21 protein-coding genes are annotated in these 20,048 nt (G+C 66.2%); 12 read left to right on the plus strand and 9 right to left on the minus strand.

Annotated features, from left to right (window positions below):
* The first annotated feature begins 8 nt into the window (after nt 1-8).
* The 12 genes from ABIE67_RS39460 to ABIE67_RS39515 all read left to right on the plus strand — a co-directional run bounded on the left by ABIE67_RS39460 (nt 9) and on the right by ABIE67_RS39515 (nt 9,534).
* On the plus strand, nt 9-1,292 hold the full coding sequence (locus tag ABIE67_RS39460) for a hypothetical protein (RefSeq protein WP_370266365.1): 1,284 nt from the start codon (nt 9-11) through the stop codon (nt 1,290-1,292).
* A complete protein-coding gene (locus ABIE67_RS39465) occupies nt 1,289-3,349 on the plus strand; it encodes a hypothetical protein (RefSeq protein WP_370266366.1) in 2,061 nt (686 codons plus the stop codon). The genes ABIE67_RS39460 and ABIE67_RS39465 overlap by 4 nt, the downstream gene beginning before the upstream one ends.
* A gap of 139 nt (nt 3,350-3,488) precedes the next feature.
* Nucleotides 3,489-4,262 carry a hypothetical protein gene (locus tag ABIE67_RS39470; protein WP_370266367.1) on the plus strand — a complete coding sequence of 258 codons (774 nt, stop codon included), beginning with the start codon at nt 3,489-3,491 and terminating at the stop codon, nt 4,260-4,262.
* Nucleotides 4,263-4,483: 221 nt separating this feature from the next.
* Nucleotides 4,484-4,957, plus strand: coding sequence for a hypothetical protein (locus tag ABIE67_RS39475; RefSeq protein WP_370266368.1), 474 nt, complete (start codon nt 4,484-4,486; stop codon nt 4,955-4,957).
* Nucleotides 4,958-4,974: 17 nt separating this feature from the next.
* Complete coding sequence (locus tag ABIE67_RS39480) at nt 4,975-5,244, plus strand: hypothetical protein (protein WP_370266369.1); 270 nt, start codon at nt 4,975-4,977, stop codon at nt 5,242-5,244.
* Nucleotides 5,245-5,573: 329 nt separating this feature from the next.
* Complete coding sequence (locus ABIE67_RS39485; RefSeq protein ID WP_370266370.1) at nt 5,574-6,194, plus strand: hypothetical protein; 621 nt, start codon at nt 5,574-5,576, stop codon at nt 6,192-6,194.
* Nucleotides 6,195-6,607: 413 nt separating this feature from the next.
* Nucleotides 6,608-7,306: an HNH endonuclease signature motif containing protein gene (locus ABIE67_RS39490; RefSeq protein WP_370266371.1), complete on the plus strand. Its 699-nt coding sequence runs from the start codon at nt 6,608-6,610 to the stop codon at nt 7,304-7,306.
* Nucleotides 7,303-8,001, plus strand: a complete 699-nt coding sequence (locus ABIE67_RS39495) for a hypothetical protein (protein ID WP_370266372.1) — start codon at nt 7,303-7,305, stop codon at nt 7,999-8,001. The genes ABIE67_RS39490 and ABIE67_RS39495 overlap by 4 nt, the downstream gene beginning before the upstream one ends.
* Entirely contained in the window at nt 7,998-8,297 is a 300-nt protein-coding gene (locus ABIE67_RS39500) for a hypothetical protein (protein ID WP_370266373.1), read from the plus strand. Before ABIE67_RS39495 ends, ABIE67_RS39500 begins: the two co-directional genes overlap by 4 nt.
* The gene (locus ABIE67_RS39505; RefSeq protein ID WP_370266374.1) at nt 8,294-8,530 is read left to right on the plus strand and encodes a hypothetical protein; all 237 of its coding nucleotides are present in this window, start codon (nt 8,294-8,296) and stop codon (nt 8,528-8,530) included. Before ABIE67_RS39500 ends, ABIE67_RS39505 begins: the two co-directional genes overlap by 4 nt.
* Nucleotides 8,527-8,940: a hypothetical protein gene (locus ABIE67_RS39510; RefSeq protein WP_370266375.1), complete on the plus strand. Its 414-nt coding sequence runs from the start codon at nt 8,527-8,529 to the stop codon at nt 8,938-8,940. Before ABIE67_RS39505 ends, ABIE67_RS39510 begins: the two co-directional genes overlap by 4 nt.
* Nucleotides 8,941-9,057: 117 nt before the next feature.
* Entirely contained in the window at nt 9,058-9,534 is a 477-nt protein-coding gene (locus tag ABIE67_RS39515; RefSeq protein ID WP_370266376.1) for a hypothetical protein, read from the plus strand.
* Between the two features lie 152 nt (nt 9,535-9,686).
* Here ABIE67_RS39515 and ABIE67_RS39520 read toward each other — a convergent pair whose 3' ends face one another.
* The 9 genes from ABIE67_RS39520 to ABIE67_RS39560 form a co-directional block, all read right to left on the minus strand.
* Nucleotides 9,687-11,114 (minus strand): IS1380 family transposase, encoded by a 1,428-nt coding sequence (locus tag ABIE67_RS39520; RefSeq protein WP_370266377.1) that lies wholly within the window; start codon nt 11,112-11,114, stop codon nt 9,687-9,689.
* 608 nt (nt 11,115-11,722) lie between these two features.
* A protein-coding gene (locus ABIE67_RS39525; protein WP_370266378.1) for an IS3 family transposase occupies nt 11,723-12,918 on the minus strand; the annotation gives its coding sequence in 2 pieces (ribosomal slippage) (nt 11,723-12,666 and nt 12,666-12,918; 1,197 coding nt in all).
* A gap of 96 nt (nt 12,919-13,014) precedes the next feature.
* Nucleotides 13,015-13,626 (minus strand): methylthioribulose 1-phosphate dehydratase, encoded by a 612-nt coding sequence (gene mtnB, locus ABIE67_RS39530; protein WP_370269380.1) that lies wholly within the window; start codon nt 13,624-13,626, stop codon nt 13,015-13,017.
* A 2-nt stretch (nt 13,627-13,628) separates the two neighbouring features.
* Nucleotides 13,629-14,354 carry an acireductone synthase gene (gene mtnC, locus ABIE67_RS39535; RefSeq protein ID WP_370266379.1) on the minus strand — a complete coding sequence of 242 codons (726 nt, stop codon included), beginning with the start codon at nt 14,352-14,354 and terminating at the stop codon, nt 13,629-13,631.
* Complete coding sequence (locus tag ABIE67_RS39540) at nt 14,351-14,947, minus strand: acireductone dioxygenase (RefSeq protein WP_370266380.1); 597 nt, start codon at nt 14,945-14,947, stop codon at nt 14,351-14,353. Before ABIE67_RS39540 ends, mtnC begins: the two co-directional genes overlap by 4 nt.
* Before the next feature lie 111 nt (nt 14,948-15,058).
* On the minus strand, nt 15,059-15,904 hold the full coding sequence (locus tag ABIE67_RS39545) for an S-methyl-5'-thioadenosine phosphorylase (protein ID WP_370266381.1): 846 nt from the start codon (nt 15,902-15,904) through the stop codon (nt 15,059-15,061).
* A 39-nt stretch (nt 15,905-15,943) separates the two neighbouring features.
* On the minus strand, nt 15,944-17,503 hold the full coding sequence (mtnA, locus tag ABIE67_RS39550; RefSeq protein ID WP_370266382.1) for an S-methyl-5-thioribose-1-phosphate isomerase: 1,560 nt from the start codon (nt 17,501-17,503) through the stop codon (nt 15,944-15,946).
* Nucleotides 17,500-18,726 carry a methionine adenosyltransferase gene (gene metK / locus ABIE67_RS39555; protein ID WP_370269382.1) on the minus strand — a complete coding sequence of 409 codons (1,227 nt, stop codon included), beginning with the start codon at nt 18,724-18,726 and terminating at the stop codon, nt 17,500-17,502. The genes mtnA and metK overlap by 4 nt, the downstream gene beginning before the upstream one ends.
* Before the next feature lie 133 nt (nt 18,727-18,859).
* Nucleotides 18,860-19,873: an iron-containing redox enzyme family protein gene (locus ABIE67_RS39560; protein ID WP_370266383.1), complete on the minus strand. Its 1,014-nt coding sequence runs from the start codon at nt 19,871-19,873 to the stop codon at nt 18,860-18,862.
* Nucleotides 19,874-20,048: the final 175 nt, after the last annotated feature.

The following is a 20,048-nucleotide window of genomic DNA, read 5'->3' on the forward strand; positions in this document are numbered from 1 at the left end:
GATCCACCGTGACCGCCACGTCTGTCGAGAAGGTCAACGGCTCCGTCGTGGCCTCACCTGAGCCCCGGTTCGACCCGGTGGCGCTGGCCGAGGCGGAGGCGATCCGGACCCGCGCCGCCGCAGAGGCCGACGCCCTGCGCGTCGAAGCTGCAGCCAAGGCTGAGGCCGAAAAGGTCCTCGCCGCAGAGCAGGCCGAACAGCTCCGCCTGGAGAACGAGAAGACGCGTCTGGCTGTTCAGCGCAACGAGCTCCGCTTCCAGCGCGAGCAGGCCACCGAACTCGCGAAGATCGCCAAGGCGGATACGGAACGAGAGGAGATCGAGCGCCAGGCGCGAGCCGCCCGCGCACAGGAAGCCGCCGAAGCCCAGGCCAAGAAGACGGCCGACGCCGAGGTAGCGCAAGCTGACGACCGGTGGCGGCGCTACGCCCTGAACTTCTACCGGGTCTGCGCCGTCGTCGCCCTGCCCGTCCAGCTCAACGCGTTCTACGACCCCGACGCGCTGTGGCTGATGGCCGCCCCGCTCATGCTCGAAGGCGGCGCCTGGGTGGTCCAGAAGGGCGCCGCCTCCGCAGTCGCGAACGGGCGGCCCTCCTGGCACTACCGGCTGATCTCCTGGCTGCTCGCGTTCATCGCCGCCGGGATCAACCTGTGGCACGGGCTTGCCGCGTTCGACCCGGCGACCGCCCTCGGAACCGCTTTCGCCTCCATCGCCGGACCCGGCGTTTGGGACCTCCACGAGCACGGCCGCATCCGACGCCGCGACGGCGTCCCCACCCGGAGGGAGCGCAAGGCCGCCGAGAAGGAGGCCGAGCGGATTGCGGCGGAGAAGGCTGAGAAGGAGCTGCGGGCAGCCGAGCGGCAGGCGTACCTGGAGAAGGCGGAGCGGGAGGCCGCCGAGGAGCTCGACCGCATTCGTGCCGAGGAGTTCCCGGACGTGCACCGGCACGCCTGGCGACTCGTCGCCGACTACGGCAAGACGGCCATGACTGAAGCCATCTGGCGACAGGCCAAGCTCGACGTCGAGGGCGCCCCGCCCGGTGAATCGGCGGAGGTAATCCGTATGCGTAACGCCGCCGAGATGCGTGTCGAAGCAGCCCGTCAGAAGCGCTCCGTAAACGGATCATCGCAGCAGGTCGCATCGCAAGTGCTCGGTTCCAAGAAGCCTCGCGTCTACAACCCTCCGGGACGCCCCGGAAAGCGCACCAAGGGCGACGTGAAGTACACGCCCGGCGCGAACCGCCAGGCATCCATCGCCGCCCGTCAGGCCGCCGCCAAGAAGGACCCGTCATGAGCCTCGACCAGCACCCCGACTTCCCCGCCGGCTGGGACGACAGCAAGGTGATCCCGGGCGAGCTGTACGTGCCCGACGACCTGTCCGGTGAGGACATCGCGCCCGGCATCGTCGTCCCCTACGATGCGCGTACCCCGGTACTCCGGCAGGCCGGGACCGGCGCCATGGTCGTCGCCTCCGTGACCGGTCGGGCGTGCGGGCTGACGGCCCGCTGGTTCTTCACCGGCGCCCGCTCCGTGTCCGTCCTCGGCTGGCGATACGTCCGAGCCCACGACCTCCAAGAAGTCCTCGGCGGCATGTCGAAGGGCGCCGACTGGAACAAGGTCGACATCGTCCGAAAGCGCCGCTGGAAGTTCCTCGGCTGGGCGGCCGGAGTCACCGCCGGACTCAACGTCACCGGCTGGTGGGCGCTCGTGAAGTACACGGGGCTCACCGCCGCCGACTCGTGGTGGATCACCCCCGCGACCCTGACCCTTGCCGCGGCCACCGGCATCGCCTGGTACGGCCGCTACCGGATCAACAGCCCCGGCATCGCCCCCGAGCAGGTCATCGCCGACCAGGACAACCCCGAAGGCGAGGAGCCGTACCCGCTCGCCTGGGTGACGGACGGCGGTCAGGCCGCGGACTGCCTCGGCCGGGCCCTGTACGCCGAGGGTGCCGACTACCGGGACGTGAAGACTCTCGCCCGCCACGACTGGGGCTGGGAACTGGAAGTCATCCTCAAGGGCTCCACCCCCGGCAAGGTCCAGGCCGCCGCCGACCAGTTGGAGTCGCACCTCGGCCTGCCCGACGGCGGATTCATGATCGAGCCGGACGCCCGGGACAAGTCCCGCATCGTCGTCCGACTCGTCCAGTCCAATCCGTTCGCCGACATGCCACGCCCCGCCGTACACGCCCCTCGCTCCCTCTCGGTGCACGACACCATCGCCATGGGCCGGGCCATGGACGGCAGCCTCTTCGAGCTGACCCTCGACGGATTCTGCGCGCTCATCATCGGCGCGATGGGCGCCGGAAAGACGCTGGGTGCGCTGCGCACGATCGCCGAAGCACTCACCGCCTGCCGAGACGCCGTGTGCTGGGACCTCGACCCGATCAAGGGCGGCCTGTCCGAGTTCGGCGACCTCATGGCACGGCGGGCCCGCACCCCCGAGGAATGCGAGGAGGCCCTCGAAGAAGCCCTGTCCTATGTGACCGCGCGCGGCAAGCTACTCCCCAAGCTGGGCATGGGGGACCGCTGGCACGCCACGCAACAGCACCCCAACCTGTACATCTTCATCGACGAGTTCATCCAGCTCAGCCCCCGCGGCAAGGATCTCGCCATCAAGATCCTGCGCACTGGCCGTCAATACGGCATCTTCCTGGAAATGGCCGGGCAGGAGGCGACCGCGGACGCTCTCGGCGACGCGATCGCGATGATCGTGGCGTACCGCATCCTTATGGCCTGCCGGTTCGAGGACGTGCGTATCGCGTTCGGTCCTGGTGCCGGGGCGCAGGGCTGGCGTCCGGACCGCATGAAGCCGGCTGTCGGCCCGGTCGCCAACGACGCAGGCCAGGCCATGATCATGGGTGGGCCGTTCAACCGGGCCATCCGCTACCAGTTCAACGGATACACCCGAGACCAGATCGCCAGCTCAGTCCCCGAGCGTCTCGCGGCCGGCGTCACCCGCATGGACGCCGACACGGTCCTCAAGGCCGGCGCCACCCTCTCGGCCACCGAACAGCGCGGCACTCTCACCGACCGCCTGGTCGACTCCGTCCACCCGGACGCCGAGTTCGTTGCCGCACTGCTGGATCTCTTCGACAGCAAACGCCGCGACTTCCTGCCCACCAGTGAGGTGCTGCTGCCTGCTCTGGCCGCGGCTGGCCTCGACGGGATCGACGCCACCGCGCTGTCGAACCGGCTGCGGAAGCACGCCCCCGGAGTGAAATCGGACCGCACCGACTGCCCCGAGGGCACCTACCTGCGTGGCTGGCACCGAGGGGACGTCGAGCGGGCTGCAGCGGGTCTCTTGGACCCGGCGAAGACCCGGCAGAACCCCGGCATGCGGGCGGCGTAGACCCGGCGGAGCCTCGGCGGAGTCTTAGGGCATCGGTGCAGGTCGCCGGGTGCCTGCCGGGCTTTCGCCGGGGTAGCGCCGGGCTTCCGCCGCCCTATTGATCCATATATGTGAAGTTCTTGATGAGGAGTAACAGATCATGGCTGCGAAGACGTCAACCGCCCGCAAGCGGGCCACCGCGCGCCGCAAAACCGCCACCCGTGGCCGGCACCCCGCCCGCCGCGTCAAGATCCCCCGGAGCGGCCCCCTCCACGCCCGCCTCAGCAGCTGGCTCGTCCTCCGCGTCATCGTCCCCATGGTCGACGACCACAAAGACGTCGTCCGCTCCCGCAAGGACGCAGCCATCCTCCGCGCCACCCACCAGGGCTGCCCCAAGTGCCACGGCAACGGACAGATCTTCACCAAGGGCAAAAACGGCTCCTTCACCGGCTCCAAGCCCTGCCCCGCACCCGCCACCAAACAGAAAGTCTCCCGCTGGGAGATCAACCGCGCCGCCCGCAGCATGGACAAGAACACCGGCCTCATCGGCTGGGCCTGCCCCTGCGGCAAGAAAGAAAAGCCCCGCTACCGCGACGCCAAACTCGCCACCAAAGCCCTGCGCACCCACGAACGCCACAAGCACGGCGGCAAGACCGTCGGCGGCGCCTGGTACGCCCAAACCACCGACGCGGGCGCACAGGCCGGCCAGAAGCAGCCCCAACCTGTCCCGTCCAAGGTCGTCACCGACTCCGGCCTCACCGACGAACAGTGGATCAAAAAGAACAAGAAGATCCACCCCGGCAAAGCCATAGCCCAAGGCAAGTGCTGGATGTGCGCCGGAGAAGGCAAGCTCCACGCCGCGGTCGGCGACCAGCAGATCCTCACCGTCTGCCCCACCTGCACCGGCAACGGCAAAGCCCCGACCGCCGCTTGATACCGACAGGAGGCACCATGCGCCGCACCTACCACTGGACCGCTGACGTCAGCGACGGCAAGCACCACGACGGCGAATCCGCCTGAACCGTCCGCGCCAACAGCGAAGCCGAAGCCAAGGCGGAGATCGCCAAGTGGGTCCGCAACGACGGCATCCGCAAGGGAAACCGCCGCCCCTGGACCGCCAACAACATCCAACTCAGCTAAGGAGACCCACCCGCCATGACCGTCCTGCCCGAGCCGCCCGCCGCCCCCGCGGCCGGGCAGGCCCACATCGACGACAACGCCCGCCGCCTCCTCGCCGCAGTCGAGGAAGCCATGCAAACCCCAACCTCCTACCGCGACGACACCCCCGTCCCGCGCTACGGCGACACCCTCCCCGTCCAGCAGCCCGGCCGGCCCGCGATGAGCGAGAAGGCCACCGACGCCAGCGTCATGATGATCGCCGGAGGCTTCCTCAGCCTCTGCCTCGGCGCCGCCATCTCCGGCGTCCTCTACTTCTCCGGCACCGCCAACGAGACCGTCGTCATCACCGTCTGCGCCGCCCCGCCCGTGACCTTCCTCGCCCTCAAATCCCTCATCAAGGGCGTCAAGCGGGCGCCGGAGATCCACAACCACCACTACAGCGGCCCCGTCCACCAGCAGCACACGGAAACCCACAGCCGCAGCATCTGGAACAAGAACACCAACCAGTAGGAGAGGACACTCAGCCCATGGGATACGCGTACTACGAGATCACCCGCAACGGCGAGACCATCCAGGCCGGTTACAGCGTGCCGACCGACTGTGAAGAGGACGGCTGCGAGGAGAACATCGACCGAGGCCTCGCCCACCTCTGCGGTGAGACGCCGGGCGGCGACGAGCACGGCTGCGGCGGCTACTACTGCGGCAACCACCTCTACATGGCGCCCGGCCCCGGCATGCGAGACCTCTGTCGACGATGCTGCGACCGCGCTGAGGCAAACGAGAAGCAGCCCGCCTGATCAGCCCGACCCGCCAGGCCCCGGCCCATTCGCCGGGGCCTTCGCCGTGGGTACAGCCCGTGCGATCCAGCCCCGCCCCGTGCCGGCGGTCGGCAGGATCGTCGGCCGCGCACCCAACGCCGCACACAGGCGATCCAACGCCGCCTGGCAGGCCTGTTCGGTCTCCGCCCTCACCATGTACACCAGCTCGCCCATGAGTTGAGTGTGGCGTCCGGCGTGGGGGAGTGGGACCCCGTCGAGTGAATACGGGGATCGGGACCGTCCAGTGTGCAACCATCCACCTTCTTTACGTGTCCTTCACATCCACAGCACACTTCCCTGGGGGGACCATGAACCAGCAGTACCCGCAGCAGCCCCAACAGCCCAACTGGGGCCAGCAGCCCACACAGCCCGGCTACGGCTACCCGCCCCAGCAGCCCTACGGGCAGCCGCCGTTCCAGCCGCAGCCGCCGAAGAAGCGCAACGTCGGCAAAATCATCGGCATCACCGCGACCGTGGTCGTCGGCCTCATCGTCATCGGCGCCATCGCCGGAGGCGGAGACGACTCCGCCAAGGACAACAGCAACAAGGACAAGGCGGTCGTCGCCACCAGCGACAAGCCCAAGGCCGCAGCCGAAGAACCCGCCGCGGACGCCAAGCCCGCCAAGGAGAAGCCGGCGGCCGAAGACAAAAGCCAGGCCGAGCAGTTCAAGGACTGCGTCAACAAGTCCGGCACCGCCCCCGAGAAGACTGCCGTCGGCCACGTCACCAAGGTCACCGGCGCCGACAAGAACAACGACATCCTCGACGCCGCCGAGGTGTTCACCGACTTCAAGGGCGGCTTCCTCAGCGAGAACACTGGTGACGCCAAGCTGATCGCGTCCGCGTTCGCATCCTGCTACGAGTCGAAGAACGGCTTGGTGACCGTGTACGGCAGCGACGGCGACATGATCTCCAACGGCAACTACTAGCCCACCCCAGGGAAAGAGGCCCGGTCGTCCCCGTGGACGGCCGGGCCTTCCCTATGCCGTGGGCGGCTTCCGCCAGACGTTCAGCCCGCGCCCGGTGTAGTTCGCAGAGGTCTCCACCGTCGGCCCGTTCCATCCTAGTGACAGGACCGCACGCAACTCGTCGGGGCGAAGGAGCGGAGGGCTGGGCATCGTTCCGCCTGAGCGGCGGAGCAGGAAGCGCGTCACGCACACGGAGATGATCACGCCGAGCAGTGACCCACCGCCAAGTCCAAGGAGCGCTGCAGTTCCGGGGCTCATGTCGCAAGTCTCCCAGACGCCCCCGACTGCGCCATTGGCCTCGGTTGTCGGCCTCATGCGGCACCATTGGCATATTGGATCACTCGCTTCCCGTACCACCGCCGAGGAGCACCGTCATGCACGACCCTGCGCCGCCGCCCACCAAGCTCTGTGAATGCGGATGCGGAAAACCCACCCTCATCGCCACGCAGAATCAACCGAAGTCTGGAACCAAGAAGGGCGAGCCAGCCCGCTTCCTCGCAGGGCATCACGGTCGACGCCTCAAGCCCGAAGGCTGCGAAGTCCCCGACTGCGCAGGCACGTACTTCGGCGCCGGCTTGTGCGTGAAGCACTACATGCGCAAGCGGCGGCACGGGAACCTGATCGGCAAGCTTCCCCAGGGGTCTGCCGAAGAGCGCTTCTGGCGATACGTCGACAAGACGGGCGAGTGCTGGACCTGGACGGGAGGGCACTCCAACGACGGTTACGGCCGCTTCTTCATCAGCGAAGGCGAGGGCAATGTCGCGGCGCACCGCTTCTCGTACCAACTACACAACGGCGAAATACCGGACGGTCTCATCATCTGCCATCGATGCGACAACCCTCCGTGTGTAAGGCCAGACCACCTGTTCGTGGGTACGCACCTCGACAACGTGCGGGACATGTTCAGCAAGGGTCGGAACGTCTCCGGGATGAGCAAAAGGACCCACTGCAAGAACGGCCACCCGTTCAACCAGGAAAACACCCTGATTCAGCCCGGTGGGTGGCGTCGCTGCCGAACGTGCCGCCACCTCAGCTACGTCAAGCGGGTCGCAAGGAAGAAGGGTGCCCAGTGAGCGGTGCTGTCGAAAGCGGAGACTACGTCTGGCCGACATGCCTCGCATGCGGACGCGACCTGTGGACCAACGAACTCGACCGACTGGCCTGCCGGCCGTGCGAGGAACGCACCGCCGCCCGAATAGCCGAACTGCCCGCCCTGTTCCGGCAGCTGGACACGACGGCCGCCCTGATGAAGGGCGCCTCCCGCAGCGGCAGCCCGACGTCGGGGTCGCGGACGCCGCCGATCCCGCCCCGCCTGGACGTCCTCAACCTCGTCTCGCCCGGCGGAGTCGCAGCCCGACTCGGCGCGATCGAAGACGCATGGCGGGCCACCCTCGGCTGGACAATCGCCCCCTGGCGCGGCAGCCCGGCTCAGGCCGTACCGCGTCTCGCCGAGTTCCTCGCCAACAACCTCCTGTGGGCGTGCTCCAGCTATGAGGCGGTCGGGCAGAACATCGACGACCTGCGGCGCCTCCACGGCGAATGCGCGGCCCTCGTCAACGACGAGCGGCGGCCCGGCCGGGTACAGATCGGCAACTGCCCCATGCAGGTCGGCGACGAGCTGTGCTGGACTCCGCTCACCGCCACCGCCGCCAGCCACCGCGTTAGATGCGGCGGCTGCGGGACACGCTGGGAGACGCTAGGGGAGTGGCGGGAGCTGCGGGCCGCACAAGAAGCCGTGCTCGCCGAAGCAGCAGGAGTTGCAGCATGAGCGAACCGCGAACGCACGACTTCGGACCCGGCCGACGTGGCTGGGGGCACGATTACTCCATCAGCGGAGTGACTGACGGCGGGCAGCGCCTGCGCGCCTCCGGCTGGGGGCACAGCGGCCGGATTATCCAGGAAGGCGACTACCTCCTTCTGGAGGCGAGGGGCGGCAAGCGGGCGACTCGATACCAGGTCGAGAAGATCCGCCATCTCATGGACCCCATCGACATGTGGCACGCCGACCTCGTTTTTGCGCCCCGGGTGTACGCCACCCAGGAAGAGAAGGACGCGGCCCGATGAGCGCCGCTCCGCTTCCGCACGCGGCGGACCGTCTGCCCATCGTGACCGCCAGCGACGGGCAGCCCTACCTGCCATGCGCCGCCGTCCTCGCCCTGCTCCGGGCCATCGCCGAGTCCTGCCGCAACCTCGCCGACGACCCCGACTGCACCCTTCCCGGCGCTGGGGAAGCCATCGACATCGAAGCCGACGCCCTCGAAGCACGCGCCATCGCCCCCACCACGGAGACAGCATGAGCGACAAGGCCCGCTTCAGCCCGCTCGCATTCGTCGCCGCGACCGGCGCCATGGCCGAAGCGCAAAGCGCCGCCAAACAGGGGCTCGCGTCGGTCCAAGCCGCATTCGAGGAGGCGCCCAGCATCCGCCTCTTCAACGGCCGCCGCATGCAGTGCAAGGACATCCCCGACGAAGTGTTCCTCGACGCCGTCCGCCGCACCCCCGGGACTGCGAGCGGAAACTGGCGGATGCGCTGGAACGTGCAGGCCGCCCTCGAATCCGTCGTCGGGCCCGTTCCAGAGAATCTGTTCCTCGCCAAGGCTCGCCGCCTGTTCGCGAAAGGCCTGCTCGGCGGGTGCGACTGCGGATGCCGAGGTGACTGGCATCTGCCTGAGGAATGCAACGCGTACAACTGCTGTCACCCCGAATGACCTGCGCGAATCCCGCCGAATAGATCCAAAAGGCGGTAGAATTGGGGCAGTTGAGACCCCGGCGAGGTGGCTAGACCTCCCGGGGCGTGGCCGACCGCTACAGGAGAGCGAGCCAGCATGGTCCAGAGTAACCGCAAGATCCCTATCGCCCGCCCATACGGCAGGGCAACGCAGGCATCCACTGGACTGCGCCCGAGCGTCGAAGACCGAGTCAGTGCCATCGATCAGGACGACCCGGCCTTCATGTTCGTAGCTGCGGAACTCCAGAGGGTCCGGCGAACGGGCGAAGAGCTGACCCCGGACTTGATCTCGACAGCAGTGAGTGCCGGGCGCAAGAAGCACGCGCAGTACGTCCAGGACGAGGCGGACAGCCGACCGGGGCGCATTCCTGAGTCGATCGTCTACTACGTGCGGCGCGGCCCGCTCGTAAAGATCGGGTACACCGCTCAGCCGCACCAACGATTCAGGGATCTCCTGCCCGACGAGATCCTTGCCTGGGAGCCGGGCGGGAAGGCGGAAGAAGCTCGGAGACACCGACAGTTCAGGGAGCTTCGGATCACTAACCTCGATTCGTCAGCGGGTTTCAGTCGCTGAGTGATCCGGCGGTTCGCCCGTAATGTCCTCTGCCGTTGGAGGACGGGCCGTCGCGTAACGCCGCGGGGTGCGCCGGGTTCCACAGGCCCGGAGACTGCGGTCCTCCTCCTTCCTGGTCCTGGTCCTGGTCCTGGTCGGGGCGGGGCCGGCTGTCAGGTGACGGCCGGAAGCTGTGTGAGCCTGCTCCAGCAGGTGGTGAACGCCTTTGCCCAGGGCCAGGTCCGTTCGATGCGCAGGTAGCGGCGTCGGGCGTGGGCGGCGAGGCGGGCGGGCAGGTGGTAGAGGCGGAAGCGCATGGTGTCCGGCTCGGCGTGTTCGAGCCCGTCCTGGTCGTGCAGGGTGAGCAGCCGCAGCCAGGCGTCGAGATCAGCCGCGAGGTTGCAGGCAAGCATCCATCCGGCGTTGACCTGCCACGACTTGGACGGGAGGTTGTGCAGGCCCATGGCTTTGCCGGTGCGGATGCGATCCTCGACCTCGGCGTGGTCGCGGTGCAGGGCATCGAGGAACTGGACCTGGTGCGAGCCGGGGATGCCCCACAGGTGCCGGATATTCGTCGCGGTGATCGAGTAGCGCCAGCCGGTCTGTTTCTCGAAGTCGGTCAGCTTCTTGTGCTGCCGCCGTGAGGGTCTGACCCGGCGGACGATCAGCCGCATCCCCTCGGGCCAGCCCTCGCGGGTGTTCACCCCGGTCAACTCGGCGACCTGGTAGCCCTCCTGGACGCTGCCGTCCTGGTGCAGGGAGGTCTCCCATGCGCTTTCGGGGAGTTTCGCGATCGCCGCCTCGTCCTCGGGCGTGATCTTCCAGCCGACGGTGTAACGGACCGTGCGCCGCTTCGTGTTCAGTGACTCCAGGTGCTCCAGCAGGCCGTGCGTGGCCCCGGCGCCGTCGACGCGGATGAGGAGCTTGGCCTGCGAGGAGCCGGGGACCTGCTCCAGACAGGCCGCCAGCACGCGCAGGTGGTCCTCGACGGTGTTCGCCCCGGCATTCCCGCAGCGCAGCTCCATTGCCAGGCTCTCACCGGTGTTCGCGCACCAGCCGGCCAGCGGGTGGAAGCCGAACGTGCCCTTGAACGTCGCCGCTGCCCCTTCCTTCTTCGAAGCGGCAGTGATGACCGTGGCGTCCAGGTCCACGACGATCCAGCCCTTCAAGTGCCGTCCGGCAACGGTGAGATAGGGGAAGCCGCCCGGCCGCAGATGCAGCAGGCCCCACACCTGGCGGCGCACCCGCCGCCGCACCTTCGCGATCTTTCGCAGCGTGTGTTCGTCGAGGCCGGCCAGCACCCGGCGCATCGTCGAGTCCGACACAGCCGGGCCGAAGAGCTGCTGGTGGTGCAGGTGGAGCTGCTCGGCCTCCAGCAGACTCCGTGCTCCGAGCACGATCGCCACAGCCAGCTGGACCAGCACCCCGCTCCGCTCCCGCCACCCGGCCGCCGTACTCGACGGCAGCACCCGGGCCAGTCCACCCGTCAGCCCCAGGCGGTCGGCCAGTTTCCGCAGCAGCACCGCCCCCGCGTGCCCTACCAGCTTCTTCCCGTCAGCAGCCACGGACAGCCGACGGTCCCACCCTGTACTCTCGACCACCAGAAAGGTGCCTTGCTCTCTGCAGCGGATACGACGTAGACACTCGCATCCTCGCAGGTCAACGGCACCTTTCTGCTGTCAGGCTGTCAGCTCAACCAATTCCGCTGAATAGCCAGGGGCTAACGGAGCTGAGTACTTCCGCCGCAGTGCGTCATTGGACTCCCACATCGAAGAAGTGCGCGCGCGGCACGGCGCCCCCGACCCCACGTGGCCGACGCTTCAGACGCTTCCGCAGAAGCCTGGACGCCTCCGACTCCCCGAAGTCCCCGTCACGCCACACTTGGTCACCTTGGAGGCCGGGACCCGGCTGCTTGGCATTCGAATCGGAACCGCGCGCGTGTGGATCCACAGAGGGAAGCTGCGGCACATCTTGGAGGGTGAGGGCGGTGCTCGGCTCTACTTCCTCTCCGACCTGAAGTCCCTGCATTCCGGGGGTCGCCGGTCACCGTGAAAGGCATCTGACGAACGGGGCTTGACAGATCGCCAAGCTGTAAGTCACATTCTTGATCGTGGCACACGAGTCACAACACGCTTCTGAAGCCCCCGCCGTGAAACATCCGGTGGGGTGAGGAGCCCCACGTTTTCCGGACAGTCACCTATTGGCTAATTTATGCGGCGAGCTGCTGATTCAGGTACGTGTCATGGACCTCTCGTGGGGTCCGATACCCGAGTCCCGAGTGGCGGCGTTTCGTATTGTAGCGGACCTCTATGTAGCGGGCAATGTCACGATAGGCGCGTTCACGAGTGGGATAGACTGTCCGATGGACCCGTTCATTTTTTAGGGTCGCGAAGAACGATTCCGCCAGGGCATTATCGTAACAGATACCGGTCCGCCCGACAGATTGCCGGATACCGAGCTTGTCCAGCGTCCGGGCGAACTGTTCTGAAGTGTAATTACTGCCGCGATCCGAGTGAAATATAGCGTCCTCGGAGAGCGAGTGATTGCGGGCCGCCATTTCGATGGCAGCCTCGATGAGCGGGGCCTTGTAGTTGTCATCCATCGCCCACCCAATCACGGCCTTAGTGTGGCAGTCAATGACTGTAGCGAGGAATAGCCAGCCTTCCCAGGTCGGAATGTAGGTGATGTCACCGACCATTTTCTTCCCCGGTGCGTCGGCGGTGAAGTCGCGGTTCACGAGGTCGGGGATCGGCCCGGCCCGGCCGTCGTTCTCGGTGAGACTATGGCGCCACGGCCGTGGCTGGCACGCCTGGAGGCCCAGCTCCCGCATGAGGTCACGCACGAGTTCGGGCCCGCAGGCCACGCCCCAGGCAGTGAGGTCGGCGTGCACGCGCCGGTAGCCGTAGGTCCCGTCGGAATCCTGGAATGACTTGGTGATCAGTAATTTCAGATCCTCCCGTCGCCGGGCGGTCACCGAAAGCGGCCGGCTCCGCCATTCATAGAATCCGGAGCGGGACACTTCCAGCCAGTCACACATCTTCGCGACCGGCGGTATCTCTTCGGTGTTCGTGGTGGATGTCGCGCACTCGGCATCGATGAACTCGAACCTTTCGCTCACCGAGGATCCTTGGCAAAGTACGCTGCGACTTTTTCCAGGAAAGCGACCTTCTGCCGCAGTTCCCTCAGTTCGCGTTCCTGTTCACGGAGCCGTGCCCGTTCATCCACCGTCAGGGGCGGCTCCTCTCCCGCGTGCTCACGACGGTAGGCGTTGACCCAATTCCCGAGCGTGCCTTCGACAAGTCCGAGTTCCCGGGCGACCTGGGCAACCGGACGCGACGTCTCGATCACCATCTTCACGGCCTCCTCCCGATACTCGGGAGTGAACTTCCTGCGTTTCTGCGACAACCGACTTCCCTTTCCGAACAAACCCACCCTAGTGGGACCACTGTCCGGAAACTTCGGGGCGCCTCACACCCCCTTGGGAGGTCGGGCCTTCGGTTGTCAGGTGTGGGCTGCCAGTTCGAGTTCCAGTAGCCACTCGATGGTCTCAGCGTGGTGACGTGCGTGTACGAGATCGTTCCCCCAGGCGTACAACCCGTGTCCGGCTACGACCACAGCAGGCATACGAGGGTCATGGGCAGCTTCGAGGCGGTTGCCGAGGATGTCCATGTCCTGGCTGTTGGCGATGACAGGGAGGAGGACTTGCTCATGTTCGGCTGGGCGGCCGACTCCTTTGAGCATTTCCAGATCCTGGAAGACGATTTTGTCGGGATGGCGGTGGCCCATGGCCACCGAGGCGACGGTGTGAACGTGGGCCACGGCGCCGGCGTCGGTGAGACTGGCGATCCGGGCATGCAGGGCGGCCTCCGCTGACGGCCGGCCGCCGCCGACGGCCTGACCGTTGCTGTCCACAAGAACCACGTCCGAGGGCGTCAACTCGCCTTTGTCCATGCCGCTGGCGGTGACCGCCAGTTGCAGGGGGACGCGACTCAGGACGACTGAGAGGTTGCCGGACGTTCCGCGCATCCAGCCGAAGGAGGCGAACCGGGCGGCCTCCGCGGCCAGTTGTGCGCCGGCCGCCTCAAGAGCGGCTGTGAGCGAGTGATTTACCATACTCATGCACTACTCCCGGTAGGTACGATGGAGATTTCGGTGAAGGCGGAGACTTCGGGATGGGCGCCGACCCCCTGGTTGTAGTAGGGCTCGCCAGTGCGGCGGACTCCTGCCGTGAGCCAGCCCGCGTCCCGGGCCGCGTCAAGTTCGGCGGATCTGTCGGACAAGAACAGAAGGCGGTGCGGTTTCACCCCGATGGCCGAGGCGATGGCCTGGTAGGAGTGCGGTGACTGCTTGGGGCCGGCGTTCTCGGTGTCAAACAGCGCATCCAGTAAAGCTGTCAGGTCTCCTTCCGGGCTGTGGGCGAACCACGCCCGCTGAGCAGCTGTCGAGCCTGACGAGTAGATGCACAGCCGTACACCGGCTGCACGCCACGCGCGCACGGCGGGCACGACGTCCGGATAGAAGTGCGATACCAACTCGCCGCGCGCGAATCCCTCGGCCCAGACGATCCCCTGGAGCGTCTTCAAGGGGGTGACCTTGGAGTCGTTGTCCAGCCAGGTATTCAGCGTCTGCTCGATGCGGGCGAGGTCCGCATGCGGCTCGGAGAGCAGATCCCGTATCTGCGCGAGGGCGCGTTGCACCGGCGGATCGGCTGCACGCTGCCTGAGCAGGTTGAGGAACCTCTCCCGGGAATAGGGGTAGAGGACATCGGTGACGAACCGTGTGGCGCTGGTGGTGCCTTCGATGTCCAGGACGACGCAGTCGGCGGCGAAGGTGGTGGTCATGCGGGCGGCTCGGGAGGAAGGCCGGCCTGGATGGCATCGAAGTCGGGAAATCGGCATGCGATGTCCGAGCCGGTGAAGGTTGCGATCCATCCGTCCTTCTCGTGGAAGAACCGGATGGCGGTGAATGCGGGACGGGTTCCCATGTCGAACCAGTGCTTGGTGCCTTTGGGGACGGCGAGCAGGTCTCCCCGGGCGCAGTAGACGGCGTGCACGTGTCCGGCTATGTGGAGGTAGAAGACGCCGGCTCCTGCGGTGAAATAGCGGACTTCGTCATCGTCGTCGTGGGTGTGCTCGTTGAGGAACGTCTCTCGGGCTTTCTTAGCCCGCTGTGGCCAGTCGGGAGTATCGCTTGGGTGCAGGGCCACGGCATCGACGGTGGTGAAGCCCTCTTGCGTGGTGAGTGTGTCGATCTCAGCGTGGTAGGCGGCGAGGATCTGTTCGCTTCCGGCGGTCACCGGGACGTCGTCGTGGACCGGCCATCGTTCGAAGCGCACGCCAAGGGGTGTCAGCGCGGCGGCGATGGCGGCGGGGACGGTGGTGCGGCGCAATACTGTCTGGGGACCGGTCTCAGGCCAAGTGGTCAGAAGTGTCATTACGACTTCCTTGTGGATCGATTGTCTACTGGAGATGGCTCAGCCCCGGCGCCTGCGGCCAACGGGCAAAGGCTCTTGGAGCACGGAGCAGCACGCTTGCCGTGCTGGCGGTCAGGGCAGTTCGAACGGCAGGGTCAGCCCGTCGAGAACGCTGGCGCACAGGCAGGTTCGCTCTTCGGGGAGGAGCCTTACTGCTCCGAGAATCACCCTCTTGACCCGCTCGGTGTTCTCCTTGAACACCTTGAAGACCGTCTCCTGGTCAACGGTTGCGCCGGTCTCGATGCCGGCGTCACGATCGGTCACCAGCGCCACGGTGGTGTAGCAGAGGCCGAGTTCTCGTGCCAGTGCTGCCTCCGGGTGGCCGGTCATGTTGACCAGCGACCACCCGGAGGCGGCGAACCATCGCGACTCCGCCCGGGAGGAGAACCGCGGGCCTTCGACCACCACCATGGTGCCCCCGTCGTGTGCCTGGATACCGGCTGCTGCCGCCGACTTGAGCACGGCCGTTCTGCCCCTGGCGCAGTACGGATCCGCGAAGGGCACGTGCACGGCTCCGCTGTCGTAGAAGGTCTGTATCCGCCCGCTGGTGCGGTCGACGATCTGATCGGGGACGACCATGCAGCCGGGGCGCAGCTCCTCACGGAGCGACCCGACGGCGCACGGGGCGAGTACCTGGCGGACTCCGATAGAGCGCAACGCCCAGAGATTCGCTCGGTAGTTGATTGTGTGGGGTGCAAGACGGTGATCCCTGCCATGGCGGGGCAGGAAGGCAACCGTCCGGTCGGCGACAGCACCGATGGTCAATGGGTCCGACGGTCTCCCGAATGGCGTGTCCACGTCCGTTTCCCAGGCGTCTGTGAAGAGTTCGTACAAGCCGCTGCCGCCGATGACGCCTATCCCCGGGTCGGGGAAGGACCGGCTCGTGCATTCCGCCGGCTTCAACTGCTCTGTGCGCATCGTCTCTCGTCCATGGTCGGGTGCGAGGCATGGATAGGGTCAGCCCCGCGCTGTGTGAAGGGCCAGCAAGGGGTACTGCGCAAGGCGTTGTGCACCGCCCAGGTCGGCCAGAGCAACCACGATGGCGAGGCCGGCGACCTGGGCGTCGCTCGCCTGCACGAGCGCAGCCGCCGCGGACAGGGTGCCGCCGGTGGCGAGCACGTCGTCCACGCACAGAACACGCTCTTTCGGCTCTATCGCGCCCTTGGCGACTTCCAGCGCGTCGCTGCCGTATTCCAGCTCGTAGGCGGCCTGGTGTACGGGACCGGGGAGCTTGCCGGGCTTACGCGCAAGCGTGAGTGGAACGCCGGCGCGGATCGACAGCGCGGTCCCGAGCATGAACCCGCGGGCTTCCACGGCGAGGATGCGGTCGAAGCTGCCATCGAAATGCCGGATCACATGGTCGGCCAGCCCTGCCAGGAGGCCGGACTCCTCGTACACGGGGGAGAGATCGCGGAAGATCACACCCGGCCTGGGGTAGTCCGGGAACTCGGTCAGCAGCGAGGCGATCCTGCCGCTGAGCACGGCGGCCGGTTCCGTGCTTGCGGGGACTGGAAGCGTGCCCGTCCTGCCGGGGGTGACCGTATGCCGTTCCGAGACGATGGCGGTGATGAGTTCGGCGGGGGTGATATCGAACGCAGGGTTGTAGACGCGAGCGTCGGCGGGCGCGACAGGTGTACCCGCGCAGCTGATCACTTCGGTTGAGTCCCGCTCCTCGATGACAATATCCGTCCCTTGCCCAACATCGCGGTCCCAAGTCGACTCGGGCGCGACCACGAGGAAGGGGATTCCATGCCTGGCGGCCGAGACCGCCAGACCGTACGTGCCGATCTTGTTGGCCACGTCGCCGTTGGCAGCGATGCGGTCGGCTCCTACGAGGGCGCAGTCCACCAGCCCCTGGGCCATGGCGGACGCGGCCGCAGCATCCACGCATAGCCGGTACGGCACCCCGGCCTCACCCAGCTCCCAGGCGGTCAGCCGGGCCCCCTGCAGCAAGGGCCGGGTCTCATCGACAAGGACTTCCGCTACGTAACCACGGGATGCGAGATCGGTGATAGCACCGAGCGCGGTGCCTCCCGCAGCTGTAGCGAGTCGGCCAGTGTTGCAGTGCGTAAGAAGACGCAGTGGGCGCTTCTGTGCCAACGACAGCACCAGGTTCGCCGCTCGCCGGGCCGCCATACGGTTGACTTCGACGTCTTCCTGCAGCAGGGCCAGCGCTTCCGCGAGGACCGCGTCGGCACCCTCAGGGAGCCGTTCCAGCACTCGGCGAACTGACCACTGGAGGTTCACCGCGGTAGGGCGAGCCTGGGCCAAGCGAGCGGCATCGGCCCGTACGGCCGCGTCGTCCGGCTTCCCTCTCTTCTGCTGCTGCCCTGCGGACAGGGCTACCCCCAACGCGCCCGCGAGCCCAATAGCCGGAGCTCCGCGGATCGCCAAGGACTGGATGGCATCAATCACCTGATCCACTGTCCGCATGCGGACCAGGCGGTACTCATGCGGGAGTCTGCGCTGGTCCACGGCCACAATTGTTCCATCGTCCCAGCCCAGCGAGGTCTTCATACGACACTCACCCTCATGGCGCTGGACGCCGCCTGCCGCAGCTTCTCAGCGCGGTCGATACGCTCCCAGGTGAAGTCCGGCAGTTCACGGCCGAAGTGGCCGTAGGCAGCGGTCTGGGCATAGATCGGGCGCAGCAAATCCAAGTCGCGGATGATCGCGGCGGGGCGCAGGTCGAAGACCTGGGATATCGCCTCCTGGATCCTCGCCACCGGCATGGTCTCGGTGCCGAAACACTCCACGAACAGGCCCACCGGCTCGGCCTTGCCGATCGCATACGCGACCTGCACCTCGCAGCGCCGAGCAAGACCCGCCGCCACAATGTTCTTGGCCACCCAGCGCATCGCATACGCCGCCGACCGATCTACCTTGGACGGATCCTTGCCGGAAAATGCCCCGCCACCGTGCCGGGCCATACCACCGTAGGTGTCGATGATGATCTTCCGCCCGGTCAGGCCCGCGTCACCCCTCGGCCCGCCGATCTCGAACCGCCCGGTCGGATTCACCAGCAGCCGATACCCGTCAGTGGCAAGGCCGATCCCCTGCTCCGCCAGCGCCCTCAGCTCCGGCTCGACCACGAACTCAGGGATCCATGACTCCAGCAACTCCAGGCTGATGTCCGAGGCGTGCTGCGAAGAGACCACAACCGTGTCCAGCCGCACGGCCCGGTCGCCCTCGTACTCGATCGTCACCTGCGTCTTGCCATCCGGCCGCAGGTACGGGATGGCGCCGTTCTTGCGCACCTCGTCCAGCCGCCGGGCCAGCCGGTGAGCCAAAGTGATAGGCAGCGGCATCAGCTCGGGGGTGTCGTCGCACGCGTACCCGAACATCAGGCCCTGATCACCGGCGCCCTGCCGGACCAGCTCATCCTCAACGCCTTCCACTCGCACTTCGTAGGCGGATTCCAGGCCCTGCGCGATGTCCGGAGACTGCGAGCCGATGGACACCGAAATGCCGCAGGAGGCCCCGTCGAAGCCCTTCCCGGAGGAGTCATAGCCGATCTCAAGAATCTTGTCCCGGACCAGCTGTGCAATAGGCACATGGGCCTGGGTGGCCACCTCGCCGGCCACATGCACCAGACCAGTCGTGATCAACGTCTCCACGGCGACCCGCGATGAGGGATCCTTCTCAAGCACGGCATCGAGAATGGTGTCGCTGATCTGGTCAGCGATCTTATCGGGGTGTCCCTCGGTCACAGACTCCGAGGTGAACAAACGGCGAGACATTTTCATTGTGTTGAGTCCGATTTTGTCGAGTTCGCTGCCGATACTGAATATGTTTTGCTGACTATTGCCGGTGCGAGTGCAGTGCATCCGAAGCTGACAGCTTGCACCGGGCCGGTGGTTCTTCATGCAAGTCTCATTGACTGGTGTCGTCGGCCAGCAGTCGATCGAGAGTTTCGTCGTAGTAGTCGGCGCACGTGTTGAGGCGCATCTCGACACCTGTCAGCACCGCCGCTGCCGAGTCCCGTTCGACTGTCGGCAACATGACATTTTCCAGCCACTTGCTCCTGTGGTGCTTCTCGGGTTCGGCGTGAGTCGAGTAAACGGCCACCGTATCCGGGGCGTCGAGTCCCACCCGCCGACATCCGCGAATCACCTTTGCATGGTGCTGGGGATCGACGTAGTCGGTAACGCCCATAGCGCCGATGTGTTCGTTTCGAAGTCGGCGGTTGATACACAGTAGGTAGAACAGGTTAATACCTGCTAGAGCACGCCAGCCGAGTCTGGACGCCAACTTGATTGGGTCCTGGGGAGCACCGACAGAAGACAACGTTTTATGGATCAAAACGGTATGTTGCCCGCGATCGGTTACTTCGTCATTGAGGATGGAAACGACCTCACTCTTGACGCGTTGATCATCCGTACCCAGAAGGGTCATAGCGATGATGTCGAAAAAGTCGAGAGCCAGTGCTCCATCGAGGGCGATGAAGCGGGATACTCCAGCCCTGTCCGCTTTCTCCGCGAGGAAGTTCCCCAGGGGGTGGCAGATGACTCGATGTTTGCCGACTAAGTCCAGGAAAACGGCAGTAAACTGCTCTGGACGGATACCATTCCAGTCGCCGCACCGGCTTCGCTCGTACCGTTCCCAGGAGCTTTCGAGTGAGAGTCGAACTTCGAGCAATGGCGGGCTGAATTGATTCGCTATTTGTCGGCCACTGGCAGGTGTGTGGAAATTCTGCCGGTATAGATGTGCCAGCGTAGCGTGTGCATCCCTCAGGGCTCGGGGCTCCCGCCGAATGAATGCCGCGGCAGCAACCATGCGGGCGGCAGACCGCAGCTCCTCTCGAAAGCCAGGGCTCTGCTCGAAAAGCGAATCGAGATCGGGGTGGTCAAGCAGGCGCTTCACCGTTGTCTCGAGTTTGCTTTCCATGCACAGGCTATGTGTGCCCACGGAGAGTGGATCATTGAAAACTGACACGAATCCCTCACTTTGATGTGTCAACTTTTTCTGCCCCTGTCACATATCCGGCCCGTCGCGTGAGGCATATACCGCACTGGATTTCCCGCCCGAACCATTCTCAGCCTGTCAGCCGCAGCGGCATCCT

Origin of the sequence: Streptomyces sp. V4I8 (assembly GCF_041261225.1) — a bacterium.
Classification (GTDB): domain Bacteria; phylum Actinomycetota; class Actinomycetes; order Streptomycetales; family Streptomycetaceae; genus Streptomyces.

What these genes read in the sequence shown, in the direction of transcription:
- ABIE67_RS39465 (WP_370266366.1), top strand. Translation starts at nt 1,289, where the DNA reads ATGAGCCTCGACCAGCACCCCGACTTCCCCGCCGGCTGGGACGACAGC.
- ABIE67_RS39470 (WP_370266367.1), top strand. Translation starts at nt 3,489, where the DNA reads ATGGCTGCGAAGACGTCAACCGCCCGCAAGCGGGCCACCGCGCGCCGC.
- ABIE67_RS39475 (WP_370266368.1), top strand. Translation starts at nt 4,484, where the DNA reads ATGACCGTCCTGCCCGAGCCGCCCGCCGCCCCCGCGGCCGGGCAGGCC.
- ABIE67_RS39480 (WP_370266369.1), top strand. Translation starts at nt 4,975, where the DNA reads ATGGGATACGCGTACTACGAGATCACCCGCAACGGCGAGACCATCCAG.
- ABIE67_RS39485 (WP_370266370.1), top strand. Translation starts at nt 5,574, where the DNA reads ATGAACCAGCAGTACCCGCAGCAGCCCCAACAGCCCAACTGGGGCCAG.
- ABIE67_RS39490 (WP_370266371.1), top strand. Translation starts at nt 6,608, where the DNA reads ATGCACGACCCTGCGCCGCCGCCCACCAAGCTCTGTGAATGCGGATGC.
- ABIE67_RS39500 (WP_370266373.1), top strand. Translation starts at nt 7,998, where the DNA reads ATGAGCGAACCGCGAACGCACGACTTCGGACCCGGCCGACGTGGCTGG.
- ABIE67_RS39505 (WP_370266374.1), top strand. Translation starts at nt 8,294, where the DNA reads ATGAGCGCCGCTCCGCTTCCGCACGCGGCGGACCGTCTGCCCATCGTG.
- ABIE67_RS39510 (WP_370266375.1), top strand. Translation starts at nt 8,527, where the DNA reads ATGAGCGACAAGGCCCGCTTCAGCCCGCTCGCATTCGTCGCCGCGACC.
- ABIE67_RS39515 (WP_370266376.1), top strand. Translation starts at nt 9,058, where the DNA reads ATGGTCCAGAGTAACCGCAAGATCCCTATCGCCCGCCCATACGGCAGG.
- mtnB (WP_370269380.1), bottom strand. Translation starts at nt 13,626, where the DNA reads ATGGTAAATCACTCGCTCACAGCCGCTCTTGAGGCGGCCGGCGCACAA.
- mtnC (WP_370266379.1), bottom strand. Translation starts at nt 14,354, where the DNA reads ATGACCACCACCTTCGCCGCCGACTGCGTCGTCCTGGACATCGAAGGC.
- ABIE67_RS39540 (WP_370266380.1), bottom strand. Translation starts at nt 14,947, where the DNA reads ATGACACTTCTGACCACTTGGCCTGAGACCGGTCCCCAGACAGTATTG.
- ABIE67_RS39545 (WP_370266381.1), bottom strand. Translation starts at nt 15,904, where the DNA reads ATGCGCACAGAGCAGTTGAAGCCGGCGGAATGCACGAGCCGGTCCTTC.
- mtnA (WP_370266382.1), bottom strand. Translation starts at nt 17,503, where the DNA reads ATGAAGACCTCGCTGGGCTGGGACGATGGAACAATTGTGGCCGTGGAC.
- metK (WP_370269382.1), bottom strand. Translation starts at nt 18,726, where the DNA reads ATGTCTCGCCGTTTGTTCACCTCGGAGTCTGTGACCGAGGGACACCCC.
- ABIE67_RS39560 (WP_370266383.1), bottom strand. Translation starts at nt 19,873, where the DNA reads ATGGAAAGCAAACTCGAGACAACGGTGAAGCGCCTGCTTGACCACCCC.